Below are 15,325 nucleotides of genomic sequence, written 5' to 3'. Positions count from 1 at the left end.
GGGAGTGGCATCGGGCCTGCCGGAGCCGGGTGGCCGAGGATCGCAGATCCTTGGCCACCCGGCGCAGGGGCGGGGCCCCTTGTCTCGCTTCGCGAAAGCAACCTACGCCGGGACGGACACGATGACCTGGGCCGCCCGCAGGACCCGGTCGCCGGACTTGTAGCCCGAGCGCAGGACCTGGCTGACGGTGTCGGTTTCAACATCCGGGCCGGGCTGCTGGATGAGGGCCTCGTGGATCGTGGGATCAAACTCCACGCCGGTCTCATCGATGCGCACCAGGCCGTACGTCTTCAGCGCGTTCTCCAGCTTCGCGGCGATCGCGGCGAACGGTCCGTCCGCCAGGTCGCCGTGCTGCCGGGCGGCGTCGACGTCGTCCAGCACCGGAAGCAGGGCGTTCAGGACGCCAATGACGGCCATCTCCCCTGCTACGGCGCGGTCACGCTCGACGCGCTTGCGGTAGTTGACGTACTCGGCCTGCAGGCGGCGGAGGTCGTTCTTCAGCTCCTCCGCCTCCCCGGCACCTGCGCCCTGTGCCACGGACTCCGCTGCCGGAACGTCGACGCTGTTGAGGATGTCCTCGGCCTGGGACAGTGCGTCCCCGGAATCGGGCTCCCCTGCGGCGGCGCGCTCCTGGTCGGGATGGCGTGCCTGGCCGGTCTTCGGATCAACCTTGCGGTTGTCGTGGATCACCGGCTTCTGGCTGTCATCGCGGCTCTCGTCGCCGTGCTCTGATTCGTTACCGTGGTGCGGCATGATTACTTCTTCTCGTCTTCGTCAACGATCTCGGCGTCAACGATGTCCTCGTCGGAAGCCGCCTGCTCGCCGGCCGGGGCACCCTGGGCGCCAGCGGCACCATCGGGGGATCCGGGCTGGGCGTAGATGGCCTCGCCGAGCTTGGTCTGGGAAGCCTGCAGCTTCTCAAACGCGGTCTTGACGGCGGCGTCGTCGGTGCCTTCGAGCGCTGCCTTGAGGGCGTCGACGTCGGCCTGGACCTCGGTCTTGACCTCTTCCGGCAGCTTGTCGGCGTTGTCGGCGATCAGCTTGTCCACGGAGTACGCGAGCTGCTCGGCCGTGTTGCGGGTGTCGGTCGCCTCGCGGCGGGCCTTGTCCTCTGCTGCGTGCTCCTCGGCGTCGCGGACCATGCGGTCGATGTCTTCCTTGGAGAGGCTGGAGCCGCCCGTGATGGTCATCGACTGTTCCTTGCCGGTGCCCTTGTCCTTCGCGGAGACGTGCACAATGCCGTTCGCATCGATGTCGAAGGTGACCTCGACCTGCGGCACGCCGCGCGGGGCGGGTGCGATGCCGGTCAGTTCGAAGGTGCCCAGCGGCTTGTTGTCGCGGGTGAACTCACGCTCGCCCTGGAAGACCTGGATCGCCACGGACGGCTGGTTGTCATCCGCCGTGGTGAAGGTCTCGCTGCGCTTGGTGGGGATGGCCGTGTTGCGCTCGATCAGGTGCGTCATGACACCGCCCTTGGTCTCGATGCCCAGGGACAGCGGAGTGACGTCGATCAGCAGCACGTCCTTGCGCTCACCCTTCAGCACACCGGCCTGCAGCGCGGCGCCGACGGCGACGACCTCGTCCGGGTTGACGCCCTTGTTCGGCTCCTTGCCGCCGGCGAGTTCCTTGACCAGCTCGGAGACGGCGGGCATACGGGTGGAACCGCCCACCAGCACGATGTGGTCGATGTCGGAGAGCTTGATGCCGGCTTCCTTGATGACGTCGTGGAACGGCTTCTTGGTGCGCTCCAGCAGGTCCTTGGTGAGGTCCTGGAACTTCGCGCGGGTCAGCTGCTCGTCCAGGTGGACCGGGCCGTCGGGGGTGACGGAGAGGTACTGGAGGGAGACGTTGGTGCTCGAGGAGGAGGAGAGTTCCTTCTTGGCCTGCTCGGCGGCTTCACGCAGGCGCTGCAGGGCGATCTTGTCCTTGGAGAGGTCGATGCCCTTGACCTTGAGCTGGTTCAGCAGGTAATCCACGACGCGCTGGTCCCAGTCGTCGCCGCCGAGGCGGTTGTCACCGGCGGTGGCGCGCACTTGGATGGTGGAGAAGTCGTCTTCGTCCTTGCCGACTTCGAGGAGGGAAACGTCGAAGGTTCCGCCGCCGAGGTCGAAGACGAGGATGAGTTCGTCTTCCTTGCCCTTGTCCAGGCCGTAGGCCAAGGCAGCCGCGGTGGGCTCGTTGACGATGCGCAGGACCTTGAGGCCCGCAATCTCGCCGGCTTCCTTGGTGGCCTGGCGCTCGGCGTCGTTGAAGTATGCAGGAACGGTGATCACGGCGTCCGTGACCTTTTCACCGAGGTAGGACTCGGCGTCGTTCTTGAGCTTCATCAGGATGCGCGCGGAAATTTCCTGGGCGGTGTACTTCTTGTCATCGATCGCGACGTTCCAGTCGGTGCCCATGTGGCGCTTGACCGAGGCGATGGTGCGGTCGATGTTGTTGACGGCCTGGCGCTTGGCGATTTCGCCGACCAGGACCTCGCCGGACTTGGAGAATGCAACAACCGACGGCGTGGTGCGGCCACCCTCGGCGTTGGCAATGACGGTGGGCTCGCCACCTTCGAGAACGGAGACGACGGAGTTGGTGGTTCCGAGGTCAATACCTACTGCACGTGACATGTGTTGCTTCCTTCTTTCCTTGGAAACTTGCTGGCCCCCGGCAATCGGGCGGGTGCCCGGCGACCGGGCCATACCCGGCGATCGAGCCCGTCGAAAACGAGGCGCGCCCACTTATTGAGCGCTCTGCACTCAACTTTACCCAGCCCGGGATGGATGTCAATCCGAAGTTGAGTCGACCCGACTCAACTTCGGATTACAGGCGACGCATCCAGGCCGGAACGCGCCGCAAAGCCGCGGAATTGAGCGGATGCAGGGCAGCGCGAAGGCTCCGCAGCCCTGATTCCGCTGTGCGAGAACGGGCCCGGGCCGGGTTCGGCAGCAGGACTAGAGCTCCTCGCGGCCCGCATCGTCCCGGACGGTACCGTCCCGCCCTGCCGGCTCGTCGTCGGCGACGCCCTCGGCGCGGCGGCCTGTGCGCTGCGCGCCCGCGGACCCAGCAGCGCCATAGTCGCCCTCCGGATACTCGCCCTCCTCGACGACGGCGGCGGCCGGACCGGTTGCGCCCGCCCCCCCGTAGTTGCCTTCGGGGTAGTCCCCCTCTTCGGAGCCGACGGTGGAGCCGCTGGCTACTCCCGCCCGGCCGTAATCCCCTTCTGCATATTCACCCTCGGGGGCCGCTGCCGGATTCTCCCCCGCAACGCCCGCCCGGCCGTAGTCACCCTCGACGTACTGGCCGGCGTCGCCCTCGGTTGCCGCTTCGTCGGCGGCAGCCGGAACCGGCGCGGCGCCGTGCTGCTTCTCTGCTGCCGTTCGATCAAACTCACTGTTTTCAGACATGTTTAGATCCCTCCTGCAAGCGTGGGCGCCCGCGCGGGCGCAGTCGCAGTCTATCGAGCGCCGCGGGGAGGCAACAGGGGTCCGCCCGAGCACGCGGCACCCGGTTCGCGACAGCTACGTCGGCAGCCCGGCCACCCCGGCGAGGACCGCCAGATGGTGGGCGAAGAGCTCGTCCCGCGCGGCAAAAGTGTCTGCACCGTACTGGCCGAAGACCTCGAAACTGACGGCGCCGAACAGCGATGTCCAGACCAGCGCACCGCGCGCCAGTACCGCCTCCGGCACCGCAAGCCCCATCTCCGCGCGGATTTTTGCCAGATCCGCCGCCAGCGGTACAGCCAGGGCGGGGTGCGGGCCTGCCCCGGAGAGGCTGCCGGCCCGCCAAGCGCCGTCCAGCACCGACATCAACGCGACGATCACCCGCGTCCCGGGGCCGCTGGTCCGCTCCGCGGGCGCCTGGTATCCGGGCACCGGACTGCCGAAGAGCAGCGCATAGCTGGCCGGCTCCCGCAGCGCCCAGTTCCGCACCGCCACCCCGAGCGCCGCGAACCTCCCGCTGAAATCACCCTGCGGGAGGGCCTCGACGGCGGCGTCCACCGCGTCCCCCAACTCGTTGTAGGCATCAACCAGCAGCAGGGTCAGCAGCTCTTCGCGGTTTTCCACGTACCGGTAGACCGCCGAGGAGACGACGCCGAGGTCCCGGGCTACCGCGCGCAGGGACAACGCGGCGGCCCCGTGCAGCGCAAGGTGCTCCCGGCCGATCCGCACAATGTCCCGGATGGTCCGCGCCCGGGCACGCTCGCGGGGGGTAGGCGGCTTCAGGGACAGGGCGGGGGCGGGCTGCGGCATGGCTCCATGCTTTCCACAAAGCGGAGCAGTGTCAACAAATGTGAGCAGTGCTCTTGACTCACGCCACAACCCGGCGCATTCTGAATACAGAGAGCACTGCTCTCAATTCTTTAGGAGCGAAAGCGAGTACACCATGTCCCACTCCGAATCCCCCGAGGCCCCGGCCCACGCCCGGTATGTCGTCACCGGCGCCGGGCCGGTCGGCTGGACCGTTGCCGAACAACTCGCCGCGGCAGGCCACCGGGTGCGCGTACTGACCCGGTCCGGTAGCGGGCCCTCCCATCCCCTCGTCGAGAGGCTCCGCGTGGACGTCTCCAGCCCGGCCGGACTCGAGGGCCATTTCCGGGGCGCCGCAGCCGTCTTCCATTGCATCCACGGCTCCCAGTACAGCGCCAAGGCCTGGGCTGCAGAACTCCCCGGCGCCGAGCAATCTGTGCTGGCAGCGGCGGGCGACGCCGGCGCCGTCGTCGTTTTCCCGGAAAGCCTGTACTCCTACAGCGAACCGGACCGGCCGATGCTCGAAGACGGCCCGCGGGAAGCCCGGGGCGGCAAGCGCGGCATCCGCACCGCCCTGCTCAAGTCACGGGCCGCATCCGCCACGGACACGGTGAGCGTCGCGGCCAGCGACTTCTTCGGCCCCAGGGTGCTCGGGGCGCAGGCCGGCGAGCGCATGCTGAAGCCGGTGCTGGCGGGCAAGTCCCTGCTGGTAGTCGGCAGCGCGGACCAGCCGCATTCGTTCACCTATGTACCGGACCTGGCAGCCGCCATGATCAGGGCAGCCCAGGATCCTGCGCTGTGGAACCGGGTGTGGCACGCGCCGACCGGGCCGGCCCTGAGCCAGCGCGCGCTGGCTGCAGCGTTCGCCGCCGCTGCAGGTGTCCGGACGCCGCGGGTGGCCGCCGTCCCGGGGTGGGCGCTGCGGGCCATGGGAATGCTCTCCCCCGGGACGCGGGAACTGGCCGAAACGCTCTACCAGTTCGAGCACCCCTTTGTGATGGATTCCCGCGCCAGCGAGGCGGCCCTGGGCCTGCAACCGACATCGCTCAACGAAGCAGCCGCCGCCACGGTCGCCTGGTGGGGGGACCAGGGACGGTGACGGCGGCTGCGGCAGGGGGTCCGGCGAGGCCGGGTTCCGGGTAGGCCGGGTTCCGGCTAGCGGATTCCCGCCTCGGCGGACTCCGGCTCGGGGGCGGCCGGCAGCTCGCGTGCCGCGGCATCGGACGAGGGCCGGCCCAGCTTGCTTGGCCACCAGATCCGCGGGCCAATGTCGTAGGCCAGGGCGGGGACCAGCAGGGACCGGACCAGGACGGTGTCCAGCAGCACACCGAACGCGACGATGAACGCCAGCTGCACCAGGAACATGATCGGAATGACACTCAGCGCCGCGAAAGTGGCCGCCAGGACGACGCCGGCCGAGGTGATCACGCCGCCGGTGACGCCGAGGCCGCGCAGGATACCGGGCCGGGTGCCGTGTTTGAGGGACTCCTCGCGGACCCGGCTCATCAGGAAGATGTTGTAGTCCACGCCCAGCGCCACGAGGAAGACGAAGCCGAAAAGCGGGACCGTGGCATCGGCTCCCGGGAAGCCGAGGATGTGGTTGAAGACGACGGCGGAGACTCCCATCGCGGCGCCGTAGGAGAGCACCACCGAGGCTACCAGCAGGACCGGCGCCAGCACGGAACGCAGCAGCAGCATCAGGATCACCAGGATCACCGCGAGGACCACCGGGATGATGGTGACGAGGTCCCGCTGGGCCGTGGTGTTCGTGTCCAGGGCCGTGGCGGTCACTCCGCCGACGAGGGCGCCGCCGTCGATCTTCTTCAATTCCTGCCGCAGGCTTACCACCACATTTTCGGCCTCATTGGAGTCCGCGGCGTAGTTCAGCGTCGCGTTGATCAGCACCTTGCCGTCCCTGACCGCCGGGGCGGTGGGCGCAGCCGGGGCACCGGGGGCGCCGGGGGCGCCCTGGGCTCCGGGGACGATCGGCACGTTGCCTTCGGCCAGCAGGTAGGCATCCCCGACGCCGCCGCTCGTCTTGGTCTTGTCGAGCACCTCCTGCGCCTTCGCCTCGTCGGCGACGATCACGGCGGGGCTCCCGGAGCCGGCGTCAAAGTGCCGGGCCAGGGCGTCCTGGCCGTCCACGGCATTGGAGGCGGCCAGGATGACGTCGGTCTGCGGTACGCCGTTGGCCTTGAGCTGCAGGACACCGGCGGATGCCACCAGGAGCAGGAGTACGGAGGCGATCCAGACGGTGCGGGGCCGGCGCGACACCAGGGACCCGGTGGCGCGCCAGATGCCCTTCTGGCCCTCCAGGCCGGTGACGAGCTCCGGCTCGCGCTCTGTCTCCGGGAGCAGCTTGGGGCGGAACGGCCAGAAGGCGACCCGGCCCAGGAGCGCCATCATCGCCGGCAGCAGGGTCAGTGCCGCGAAGAGCGAGCACAGGATGCCCGCGGCCGCCACCGGGCCGAGGGCCTTGTTCGAGTTGAGGTCGGAGAAGAGCAGGCAGAGAAGCGCGATGATGACCGTGGCGCCAGAGGCCAGGATCGGCTCCCAGGCGGCCTTCCACGCCGTGAGCGCGGCGGCCGTGCGGTTGGTGGTGTGCGTCAGTGCCTCGCGGAAGCGTGCCACGTAGAGCAGCGCGTAGTCTGTGGCGGCACCGATCACCAGGATGGACAGGATGCCCTGGCTCTGCCCGTTGAGCTGGATCCAGCCCAGCTTCGCCATGCCGAAGACCAGCAGGATGGCGGCGCAGAGCGCGAACACTGAGGTGAACAGCACGGCGATGGGGAGCAAGAGCGAGCGGTAGACGACCAGCAGGATCAGGAAGACCGCCGCCAGTGCCACGAGCAACAGGATGCCGTCGATTCCGGCGAAGGCACTGACCAGGTCCGCCGTCAGCCCGGCCGGGCCGGTCACAAAGGTCTGCATGCCCTCCGGAGCGGAGGATTTCACTTCGTCCCGGAGCTCCTTGATGACGGTCTTCACCTCATCGGAGGACGCGATGGGCACCACGAACTGCACCGCCTTCGCGTCCTCCGACGGGATGGGTCCGATCACGGTGCTGCCAACCTGCAGCTCTTCGAGTTTGCCCTTCAGCGCAGCGGCCTCGCCGAGCTGGGCCAGGGTGAACGCGGTATCGCTTTCGATCACAATGACGGCCGGGATCTCCTTGGAATCGCGGAACTTGGCCTGCCAGTCCTGCGCCTCGGTGGCTTCGGCGCCCGCGGGAAGGAACGACGCCTGGTCGTTGGAGGAGACCTCGCTTAGCCGCCCGAACGTGGGGCCGCCGATGCCGGCGATGGCGAGCCACGCGACCACCAGCACCACGGGGACCAGCCAACGCAGCCAGAACGGGACACGGGTGGAGTTTTGCCGGTTGCGTTTCATGGCGTCCTTCTCGGGGTGGCGGGGCGGAGTAGACTTTAGTAAATCATAGATTATCTCCATGATCGATATAAGTGACAGTCTAGAAGAATTTTGACTCAGAACGCTGAAGGGCTGGAGTAAACTCCGGAAGGCGCTAACCGCGCAGGCCTCCCGGGGCGCCGAGCAGGAAGGGTGCAATGTCAACTGAGATGCCGGCAATCCCCGACGCGGCCGGACCCCCGCCGCTGGTCAGCCTGCTTCAGGAGTTCAGCCTCGAAGCCAATCGCTACGCGGACTCGGCGGGAGCCCGCAACGACATGCACCGCACCGATCTCAACGCGTTGTCCGTGATCATGCAGCACACCGCGAAGAACCAGGTGGTCACGCCGGGCGTGCTGCGCAAGGAGCTCCATCTCAGCTCGCCCGCCACCACCGCCCTGATCGACCGGCTGGACAAGTCCGGGCACGTGGTCCGGGAACGGCAGGGCACGGACCGCCGGCAGGTCCAGCTCCGGATGACTCCCAAGGCGTACCGCGACGGCGGCGCCATGTTCCTGCCGCTCGCCCGGCACATGGGGGCCGCCATGGAGGAGTTCACCCCGGCCGAACTGGAGATCGCCACCCGGTTCCTGCACGCGATGATCGATGCCACGGTCCGGGCGGGCGAGGAAGCCGCCGCTCCCCCACCTGACTCGCAGTAGTCGCCGTTCAGCCGCGTCCAAACGGCAACTAGTGCCGGTCAGTTGGACCCGTCCCGGCCGCGGGAGGCGTAGCGTTTCCTTATGAGTGCCGAGCAGCCCGACGATGTCTACACCCACGGCCACCACGAGTCGGTGGTCCGCGCGCACGCCTCCCGAACGGCGGAGAACTCCGCAGCGTTCGTCCTCCCGCATTTGACCCCGGGAGTTTCGGTGCTCGACGTCGGTTGCGGGCCCGGCAGCATCACCTGCGATTTCGCCGCGCTCGTCGCCCCCGGCGAGGTCACCGGGGTGGACCGCTCCCCCGAAGTCATCGCCCATGCGGGCGCCCTGGCCGCGGAGCGCGGGGTGGCCAACGTCCGCTTCGTCACCGGCAACCTCTACGAGCTGGACTTCCCCAACGAGACGTTCGACGTCGTCCACGCGCACCAGGTGCTGCAGCACCTCACCGATCCGGTGGGGGCCCTGCGGGAGATGCGCCGGGTGGCCAAGGCCGGCGGGATCGTGGCCGTCCGCGACGCCGACTTCCACGGCATGAGCTGGTACCCGGCCGTACCGGAGCTGGACGAGTGGATGGAGCTCTACCAGCGGATCGCCCGCCGGAACGGCGCCGAGCCGGACGCCGGACGGCGGCTCGTGTCCTGGGCCCAGGCCGCCGGGTTCACCGACGTCGCGCCGTCGAGCAGCAACTGGCTCTACGCGACCGGTCAGCAGCGGCGCTGGCAGGCCCGGGTATGGGGCGAGCGCGTGCTGCACTCGGCCTTCGCAGACCAGGCGCTCGAATACGGATTCGCCACCGCCGCGGACCTGGCCCGGATTTCCGCGGGCTGGCACCGCTGGGGCTCCACCGACGACGGCTGGTTCCTGATCCCTAACGGCGAAGTGATCGCCCGGGCCTGAGCAACGAAGCGGGTTCCCGCCAGCCATTCCCTGCTTTCCAAACTCCCGCTAGGGTGCACTCAAAGACCCAGCAGCGAGGAGAAACCATGCGCAAAGTGACGGCCGGCCTGTTCAGTTCCGTGGACGGGGTGGTTGAAGACCCGTTCCTGTGGCAGTTCGACAGCTTCGATGAGGAACTGGGGGCGGGGATGGGCGAGATGATGGGTCGGATCGACACCGGGATCCTCGGCCGCGTCGGGTACCAGCAATGGGCCGAGTACTGGCCGAACGCCGAAGCGGACGCGGATTTCGCAGGGTTCATTAACCCGCTGCCAAAGTTTGTGGCGTCCCGGACCCTGACCGGCGATCTCGGCTGGCAGAACTCCCGGCTGATCGAAGGCCCCCTGGAGGACTTCGTCGCGGAACTGAAACAGGGCGACGGCGGCGACATCGGAATCTTCAGCAGCATCTCGCTGGTCCACCAGTTGCTGTTCGCCGGCCTGCTGGACAGCCTGATGCTGATCGTCCATCCGGTGATCGCGGGCAGCGGCCGGCGGCTCTTCAACGACGGCGATCCCCTGACGCGGCTTGAACTGCAGTCGTCCCAGCAGACCAGCAAGGGCAACATGATTCTCAGCTACGGCCTCCGCCAGGACTAACCGGGGCGCCGGGGGCTGGCCGCGTCATCAAGCCCCGCGGCCCCGTCGGGAAACGTAAACTTGGTAGGTGCAACTTTCCCTTTGGCTGGCCCTGGCCGGCGCCGGCGTCCTGATCAGCTTCACTCCGGGCGCGGGCGCCATCAACACCATGAGCAACTCCCTGAACTCGGGCTTCCGGCGTTCCATCTGGGGCATCCTGGGCCAGCAGGCCGCTTTGGTGGTGCACATCCTTATTGTTGCCCTCGGCGTCGGGGTGCTGGTGGCAAGCTCGCCGCTGGCCTTCAACATCATCCGCTACGCCGGCGCCGCCTACCTCGTCTACCTGGGCATCCAGCAGTTCCGGCACAAACCCGACCTGGACCAGGAGAAGGCCGACGCGCTACGCAACGAGCCGGCGCTCTCAATGTTCCGCCGCGGCCTGTGGGTCAACCTGCTCAACCCCAAGGCGATCGTCTTCTTCCTCGCCTTCATGCCGCAGTTCATCCGCCCGGACCAGCCACTCCTGCCGCAATACCTAGTGCTGTCCGCCACCGTGATCGTGATCGACATCCTGGTCATGTGGTTCTTCTTCGCGGCGGCCGCCACCAGCTTCCAGCGCTTCACCCACGACGCCCGCGGGCAACGGATCCTGAACCGCACCTTCGGCGTGCTGTTCATGGCCGTCGGCGTGCTGCTGGCGCTGATCCACTAGCCGCCGCGGACCCGGGCCGCTACTGTCCGTTCGCGGGCGTCAGTTTCCGAAGATCGGCCTTCCGGATTTTGCCGCTGGCGGTCCGGGGCATTTCGGCCACGAAAACCACGGACTTGGGGATCTTGTACCGGGCGAGTCGGCCTTCCAGGTGGCTGCGCAACTGCTCTTCGGTGAGCCGGGCGCCGTCGCGCAGCAGCACCACGGCCCGCGGCACCTCGCCCCACCTCTCGTCCGGCACGCCGATCACCGCGACGCTTCCGACGGCGTCGAGCTCGGCGATCGCCTGCTCCACCTCGGCCGGGTAGATGTTCTCCCCGCCGGAAATGATCATGTCCTTGAGCCGGTCGGAGATGAACACGAAGCCGTCCGGGTCCTTGTAGCCCATGTCACCGGACTTGAACCAGCCATCCGGGGTGTAGGAATCGGCCGAGGCCTCGGGACGGTTCCAGTACTCCCGGATGACGTTGGGGCCCTTGATCTGGATTTCCCCCACCGTTCCGGGCGCGGCGGGGCCGGCGTCCGGGTCGATGGGGTCGGCCACCCGGACATCCGTGAAGAAATGCGGCAGCCCGGATGACCCGGCCTTGTCCCGGGACCGCGCGGCGGGCAGGGTGGTGGCCCCCGGGGCCGTCTCGGTCATGCCGTAGCCGTTGGAGAACCGCAGGCCACGCCGCTCGTAGGCCTCCAGGACCCGCATCGGCACCGCGGAGCCGCCGCAGGTCAGTTTGTTCAGCGAGCTGAGGTCCGTGGCGTCCCAGTCCGGGTGCTCACACAGCATCTGGTAAGTGGTGGGAACCCCGCTGATGGTGGTGGCGCGGTGCTGCTGGATCAGTTCCAGCGTCCGGCGCGGATCGAACTTGGCTTCCAGCACCACGGTGCCGCCCTTCAGGAGCGTGGGCAGCACGCCCATATCCAGTGAGGCCACGTGGAACATCGGGGAGATCATCAGTGCCACATCGGTGGAGGAGAAATCGAAATCCACCAGCACGTTGAGGCAGTTCCAGGTGATGTTGCCGTGCGTCAGCAGCGCCCCCTTGGGGTTGCCGGTGGTTCCCGAGGTGTAGAGAATCATGGCCCCGTCGTCGAGGCCCACGGGCTCATCTGGCGCCAGCTCGGAGCCGGACGCCACCACGTCTTCAAAGGCCTCGGCGCTGCGGGAATCGGACCCTGCTCCGTCGGCACCGCCGTCGGGCGCGGCCGTGTCGGGCACCGGCGAGTCGACGACGATGCGGGCACGCACCTCGGTCGCCGCCGAGCCGCGCTCCGCGAGCCCGGCGAGCGCTGCCGCGTGGACCAGCAGCGCGGCGCCGCTGTCCCGGAGCTGGAACTGGATTTCGGGCGGAGCCAGCCGGGTGTTGAGCGGCACGAAGACCGCACCGAGCAGCCCGGCGGCAAACAGGGTTTCGAGGAAGGACGGATCGTTCTCCCCGAGGTACGCCACCCTGTCGCCTTTGACCACCCCGCGGTCGCGAAAGGCGTTGGCGAGGCGGGCGGCCCGCCGGGCAAGCTCCTCGTAGCTGAGCTCCCGTGTTCCGGCGATGACGGCAGTCTTAGTGCCCGACTTTGGTCTGCGTCGTTGCAGCCACGAGCCGATGCCAAGATTCTCCACGGCAAATCCTTTCTAGTTAGACGGTACGGCCTGCGGGGCCGGTTAGGACCGGACGGCTTCCAGATCGTTGTTCTTCGGCTCCCGCGTCAGCAGGATGAAGACGATCGATACGACAGACATGATGGCGAGGTACCAGACGACGGACGAGGTGTTCTGGCCGGAATCCTTGAAGATTTGCGCCACAATCCCAGGCGTGAACCCGGCACCCAGGAGGGTGGCGAGCTGGTAGCCCAGCGACGCGCCGGTGTAGCGGAAGGTGGTGCCGAACTGTTCGGAGACAAAGGCCGCGAGCGGGCCGAACAGCGTCGAGTGGATCATCAGGCCCACCGCGAACGCCACGAAGATCAGGCCGATGTTGTTTGAGGACAGCAGCTGGAACATCGGGACGAGGTACGCGATGAAGAGGAGCAGGCCGCCGATCATCACGGGCCGGCGGCCCAGCTTGTCGGAGAGCCGGCCGCCCATGACCACGAAAATGATGGAGACGAACGACGCCGCTGCGAAGGCGTAGAGCACGCCCTGCCGGTCGGCGCCCTTGGACACCGCGTAGGTCACGGAGAAGGTCGCCAGCACCACCTGCAGCGCAAATCCGGCCGCACCGGCCAGCATGGTGAAGATGAGGGTCTTGGGCCGCCGCAGGACCTGCAGCAACGGGATTTCACGGCGTCCCGCGGCGCCCGGTTCGGACTGTTCGGCTTTTTCCTGCTCGAGGGCAGCCTTGAAGATCGGGCTTTCGGAGACCTTCAGCCGGACAAACATGCCCACACCCAGCAGGACGAAGGACAACAGGAACGGCACGCGCCAGCCCCAGGCGAGGAACTGTGCGTTCGGCAGGGCGGAGAAGGCGCCCATCACGAGGGTGCCAAGCACGGCGCCGGTGGGGGCGCCGGCGTTGACGAAGGACGCGGCGAAGCCGCGCTTTCCGGACTCCGAGTGTTCCAGTGCCATCAGGGCGGCCCCGCCCCATTCGCCGCCGACGGCGATGCCCTGGAAGACGCGCAGGATCACCAGCAGGACCGCGCCCCAGGGGCCGGCCACCGAGGCGTCAGGCACGAGCCCGATCAGGGTGGAGGCAATGCCCATCACCAGCATCGAGACGATCAGCATGCCCTTGCGGCCCAGCTTGTCGCCGAAGTGACCGAAGATGATGCCGCCCAGGGGCCGCGCGACGTAGCCCGCGGCGAAGGTGCCGTAGGCGGCGACGACGCCGACCCAGTCGTCCATGCCGGAGAAGAAGACCTTGGGGAAGACCACGGCGGCGGCCGTGGCATAGAGCAGGAAGTCGTAATACTCGATGGTGCTGCCGAGGTAGCTGGAGGCGATGACGGTCCGCGCCTCCCTGCGACGCGTGCCAGCCTCCATGGACTGCAACTGCGAAATCTGGGACATCGTTGTTCCTTGGGGCAGTGGGGATACTAGGGGTGAACGGTTTACTTGTAGAAGCGGGCGAGGAATTCGGCGACGACGGCGGGCCTTTCCTGGCCTTCGATCTCGATGGTGTTGGAGACCTTGATCTGGGCGCCGCCCTTGACCTCGGTCACCTCGGCGATCGTGGCGCGCATCCGGATCCGCGAACCCACCTTGACCGGGGAGGTGAAGCGGACCTTGTCCAGGCCGTAGTTCACCTTGGTGGTGACGCCTTCGACGTCGAACAATTCGCCCCAGAACGGGATGATGAGCGAGAGCGTCAGGAAGCCGTGCGCGATCGGGGCGCCGAAGGGGCCGTCCTTGGCGCGCTCCGGGTCCACGTGGATCCACTGGTCATCGCCGGTGGCGTCGGCGAACTTGTTGATCTGTTCCTGGGTGATTTCGCGGTATTCGGTGACGCCGAGGTCGGTGCCGGCGAGGGTGAGCAGTTTGTCGAAGTCGACGACGAGGTTGGGCATCTTTGGCTCCTGGTGTGGGTGGGTGACGACGGCGGACCCGGCTGCGCGGTCCCGCCTGGTGGCAAGAGGGTGAAGGCTTAGTGGGTGAAGGCGCTGTGCCCGGTGAGGGCGCGTCCGATGATCAGGGCGTTGATCTCGTGGGTGCCCTCATAGGAATAGACGGCCTCGGCGTCGGCATGGAACCGGGCGACGTCGGTCTCGAGGGTGATGCCGTTGCCGCCCACCACTTCACGGGCGAGCGCCACCGTTTCGCGCATCAGCAGCGAGGTCTGCATCTTGGCCAGGGCCGAGTCCTGGTCCCGGTAGATGCCTTTGGCTTGTTGTTCGGTCAGCCTGACCACGAGGGAGAGGGCCGAGGTGACGTTGCCCAGCATCCGGGCGAGCTTCTCCTGGACGAGCTGGAAGGACCCCAGGGACCTGCCGAACTGCTCCCGCTGCGTGACGTAGCGGGTGGCTGCCTCGAACGCGCCGGCGGCCATGCCGGTCGCGATCCAGGCGACGTCCGAACGCATGGCCCGGAGCATGGCGGCCACGTCCCGGAAGGAGTTGACGTTGTGCAGGCGCATGGACTCGGGGACGCGAACGTCCTCGAGCGTGATGTGCGCATTCTGCATCATCCGCAGGGCTGTCTTGCCGTGGATTTTCTGCAGGGTCACGCCGGGGGCCTCACGGTCCACGAGGAACCCCTTGACCTGCCCGTCGGCCTCGTCGCGGGCGAACACCGCCAGGACGTCGGCGGTGGCAGCACCCCCGATCCAACGCTTGGCGCCGTTGATGACCCAGGTGTCGCCCTCCCGGCGGGCGCTCGTGGAGAGTCCGCCGGCGATGTCCGAGCCGGACTCCGGTTCGGTCAGCGAAAAGACGCCCTTGAGCGAGAAATCGAGGACCTTGGGCATCCACTCGGCCTGCTGTTCCGCGGAGGCGCCGACCCGGATGGCGGTCCGGAACAGCCCGGCCTGGGCCGTGTAGAAGGTGGCCAGTGACGCATCGGTCCTGGCCAGTTCGAAGATCCGGAAGCCCTGGTAGATTCCCCGGGCGGGTGTTTGCCCCGCACCCGGGGCGCCGGTCAGTTCTGCCGGCTCCATCAGGTTCAGGTCGATCAGCGGCCGTGCCAGCTGGTCCGGGAACTCGCCACGCTCCCAGTAGTCGGCGAGCAGCGGTCGGGCCTCTTCGTCCAGGAAGGCGCGCAGCCGGCCCAGGACCCGCCGTTCGGCGGGGGTGAGCAGGGATTCCGCGTCGTAGAAATCGCAGACGCCGTAGAGCCGCTCCTGCGCGGGGATGTCCGTGTCCACGCTCATC

14 protein-coding genes are annotated in these 15,325 nt (G+C 67.8%); 5 read left to right on the top strand and 9 right to left on the bottom strand.

Translation table 11 applies throughout. From position 1 onward, the window contains the following. Window positions 1-102 precede the first annotated feature (102 nt). The 4 genes from HNO80_RS08150 to HNO80_RS08135 all read right to left on the bottom strand — a co-directional run bounded on the left by HNO80_RS08150 (window position 103) and on the right by HNO80_RS08135 (window position 4,238). Window positions 103-753 carry a nucleotide exchange factor GrpE gene (locus tag HNO80_RS08150; RefSeq protein ID WP_175322346.1) on the bottom strand — a complete coding sequence of 217 codons (651 nt, stop codon included), beginning with the start codon at window positions 751-753 and terminating at the stop codon, window positions 103-105. A gap of 2 nt (window positions 754-755) precedes the next feature. After that, window positions 756-2,615: a molecular chaperone DnaK gene (gene dnaK / locus HNO80_RS08145; RefSeq protein WP_175322345.1), complete on the bottom strand. Its 1,860-nt coding sequence runs from the start codon at window positions 2,613-2,615 to the stop codon at window positions 756-758. A gap of 324 nt (window positions 2,616-2,939) precedes the next feature. Continuing rightward, complete coding sequence (locus tag HNO80_RS08140; RefSeq protein WP_175322344.1) at window positions 2,940-3,392, bottom strand: hypothetical protein; 453 nt, start codon at window positions 3,390-3,392, stop codon at window positions 2,940-2,942. A gap of 114 nt (window positions 3,393-3,506) precedes the next feature. After that, a complete protein-coding gene (locus HNO80_RS08135) occupies window positions 3,507-4,238 on the bottom strand; it encodes a TetR/AcrR family transcriptional regulator (protein WP_175322343.1) in 732 nt (243 codons plus the stop codon). 133 nt (window positions 4,239-4,371) lie between these two features. Between HNO80_RS08135 and HNO80_RS08130 the strand changes: the two genes are divergently transcribed. Then, window positions 4,372-5,334, top strand: a complete 963-nt coding sequence (locus HNO80_RS08130) for an NAD-dependent epimerase/dehydratase family protein (RefSeq protein ID WP_175322342.1) — start codon at window positions 4,372-4,374, stop codon at window positions 5,332-5,334. 56 nt (window positions 5,335-5,390) lie between these two features. Here the strand turns inward: HNO80_RS08130 and HNO80_RS08125 are convergent, their stop codons facing one another. Beyond that, window positions 5,391-7,625, bottom strand: coding sequence for an MMPL family transporter (locus tag HNO80_RS08125; protein ID WP_175322341.1), 2,235 nt, complete (start codon window positions 7,623-7,625; stop codon window positions 5,391-5,393). 176 nt (window positions 7,626-7,801) lie between these two features. Between HNO80_RS08125 and HNO80_RS08120 the strand changes: the two genes are divergently transcribed. The 4 genes from HNO80_RS08120 to HNO80_RS08105 all read left to right on the top strand — a co-directional run bounded on the left by HNO80_RS08120 (window position 7,802) and on the right by HNO80_RS08105 (window position 10,531). Next, the gene (locus HNO80_RS08120) at window positions 7,802-8,305 is read left to right on the top strand and encodes a MarR family winged helix-turn-helix transcriptional regulator (RefSeq protein WP_175322340.1); all 504 of its coding nucleotides are present in this window, start codon (window positions 7,802-7,804) and stop codon (window positions 8,303-8,305) included. Window positions 8,306-8,386: 81 nt separating this feature from the next. Beyond that, on the top strand, window positions 8,387-9,202 hold the full coding sequence (locus HNO80_RS08115; RefSeq protein ID WP_175322339.1) for a methyltransferase domain-containing protein: 816 nt from the start codon (window positions 8,387-8,389) through the stop codon (window positions 9,200-9,202). A gap of 86 nt (window positions 9,203-9,288) precedes the next feature. Continuing rightward, complete coding sequence (locus HNO80_RS08110) at window positions 9,289-9,840, top strand: dihydrofolate reductase family protein (RefSeq protein WP_175322338.1); 552 nt, start codon at window positions 9,289-9,291, stop codon at window positions 9,838-9,840. A gap of 67 nt (window positions 9,841-9,907) precedes the next feature. Then, complete coding sequence (locus tag HNO80_RS08105; protein ID WP_175322337.1) at window positions 9,908-10,531, top strand: LysE family transporter; 624 nt, start codon at window positions 9,908-9,910, stop codon at window positions 10,529-10,531. Between the two features lie 19 nt (window positions 10,532-10,550). On the opposite strand, the gene HNO80_RS08100 is transcribed toward HNO80_RS08105, so the two are convergent. The 4 genes from HNO80_RS08100 to HNO80_RS08085 all read right to left on the bottom strand — a co-directional run bounded on the left by HNO80_RS08100 (window position 10,551) and on the right by HNO80_RS08085 (window position 15,324). Continuing rightward, window positions 10,551-12,140 (bottom strand): acyl-CoA synthetase, encoded by a 1,590-nt coding sequence (locus tag HNO80_RS08100; protein WP_175322336.1) that lies wholly within the window; start codon window positions 12,138-12,140, stop codon window positions 10,551-10,553. Window positions 12,141-12,182: 42 nt separating this feature from the next. Next, window positions 12,183-13,529 (bottom strand): MFS transporter, encoded by a 1,347-nt coding sequence (locus HNO80_RS08095; RefSeq protein ID WP_175322335.1) that lies wholly within the window; start codon window positions 13,527-13,529, stop codon window positions 12,183-12,185. A gap of 41 nt (window positions 13,530-13,570) precedes the next feature. Beyond that, complete coding sequence (locus HNO80_RS08090) at window positions 13,571-14,026, bottom strand: MaoC family dehydratase (protein ID WP_175322334.1); 456 nt, start codon at window positions 14,024-14,026, stop codon at window positions 13,571-13,573. A 77-nt stretch (window positions 14,027-14,103) separates the two neighbouring features. After that, a complete protein-coding gene (locus HNO80_RS08085) occupies window positions 14,104-15,324 on the bottom strand; it encodes an acyl-CoA dehydrogenase family protein (RefSeq protein WP_175322333.1) in 1,221 nt (406 codons plus the stop codon). Window position 15,325: the final 1 nt, after the last annotated feature.

This window comes from Arthrobacter sp. C9C5 (genome assembly GCF_013359735.1).
Lineage (GTDB): Bacteria > Actinomycetota > Actinomycetes > Actinomycetales > Micrococcaceae > Arthrobacter.
Note: the sequence above shows the minus strand (reverse complement) of the source record. Positions and strands in the feature narration are given on the sequence as shown.

Excerpts from the sequence above, each read along its gene's own strand:
- HNO80_RS08095 (WP_175322335.1), bottom strand. The coding sequence starts at position 13,529 with ATGTCCCAGATTTCGCAGTTGCAGTCCATGGAGGCTGGCACGCGTCGC.
- HNO80_RS08130 (WP_175322342.1), top strand. The coding sequence starts at position 4,372 with ATGTCCCACTCCGAATCCCCCGAGGCCCCGGCCCACGCCCGGTATGTC.
- dnaK (WP_175322345.1), bottom strand. The coding sequence starts at position 2,615 with ATGTCACGTGCAGTAGGTATTGACCTCGGAACCACCAACTCCGTCGTC.
- HNO80_RS08115 (WP_175322339.1), top strand. The coding sequence starts at position 8,387 with ATGAGTGCCGAGCAGCCCGACGATGTCTACACCCACGGCCACCACGAG.
- HNO80_RS08120 (WP_175322340.1), top strand. The coding sequence starts at position 7,802 with ATGTCAACTGAGATGCCGGCAATCCCCGACGCGGCCGGACCCCCGCCG.
- HNO80_RS08150 (WP_175322346.1), bottom strand. The coding sequence starts at position 753 with ATGCCGCACCACGGTAACGAATCAGAGCACGGCGACGAGAGCCGCGAT.
- HNO80_RS08110 (WP_175322338.1), top strand. The coding sequence starts at position 9,289 with ATGCGCAAAGTGACGGCCGGCCTGTTCAGTTCCGTGGACGGGGTGGTT.
- HNO80_RS08090 (WP_175322334.1), bottom strand. The coding sequence starts at position 14,026 with ATGCCCAACCTCGTCGTCGACTTCGACAAACTGCTCACCCTCGCCGGC.
- HNO80_RS08135 (WP_175322343.1), bottom strand. The coding sequence starts at position 4,238 with ATGCCGCAGCCCGCCCCCGCCCTGTCCCTGAAGCCGCCTACCCCCCGC.
- HNO80_RS08125 (WP_175322341.1), bottom strand. The coding sequence starts at position 7,625 with ATGAAACGCAACCGGCAAAACTCCACCCGTGTCCCGTTCTGGCTGCGT.
- HNO80_RS08140 (WP_175322344.1), bottom strand. The coding sequence starts at position 3,392 with ATGTCTGAAAACAGTGAGTTTGATCGAACGGCAGCAGAGAAGCAGCAC.
- HNO80_RS08085 (WP_175322333.1), bottom strand. The coding sequence starts at position 15,324 with ATGAGCGTGGACACGGACATCCCCGCGCAGGAGCGGCTCTACGGCGTC.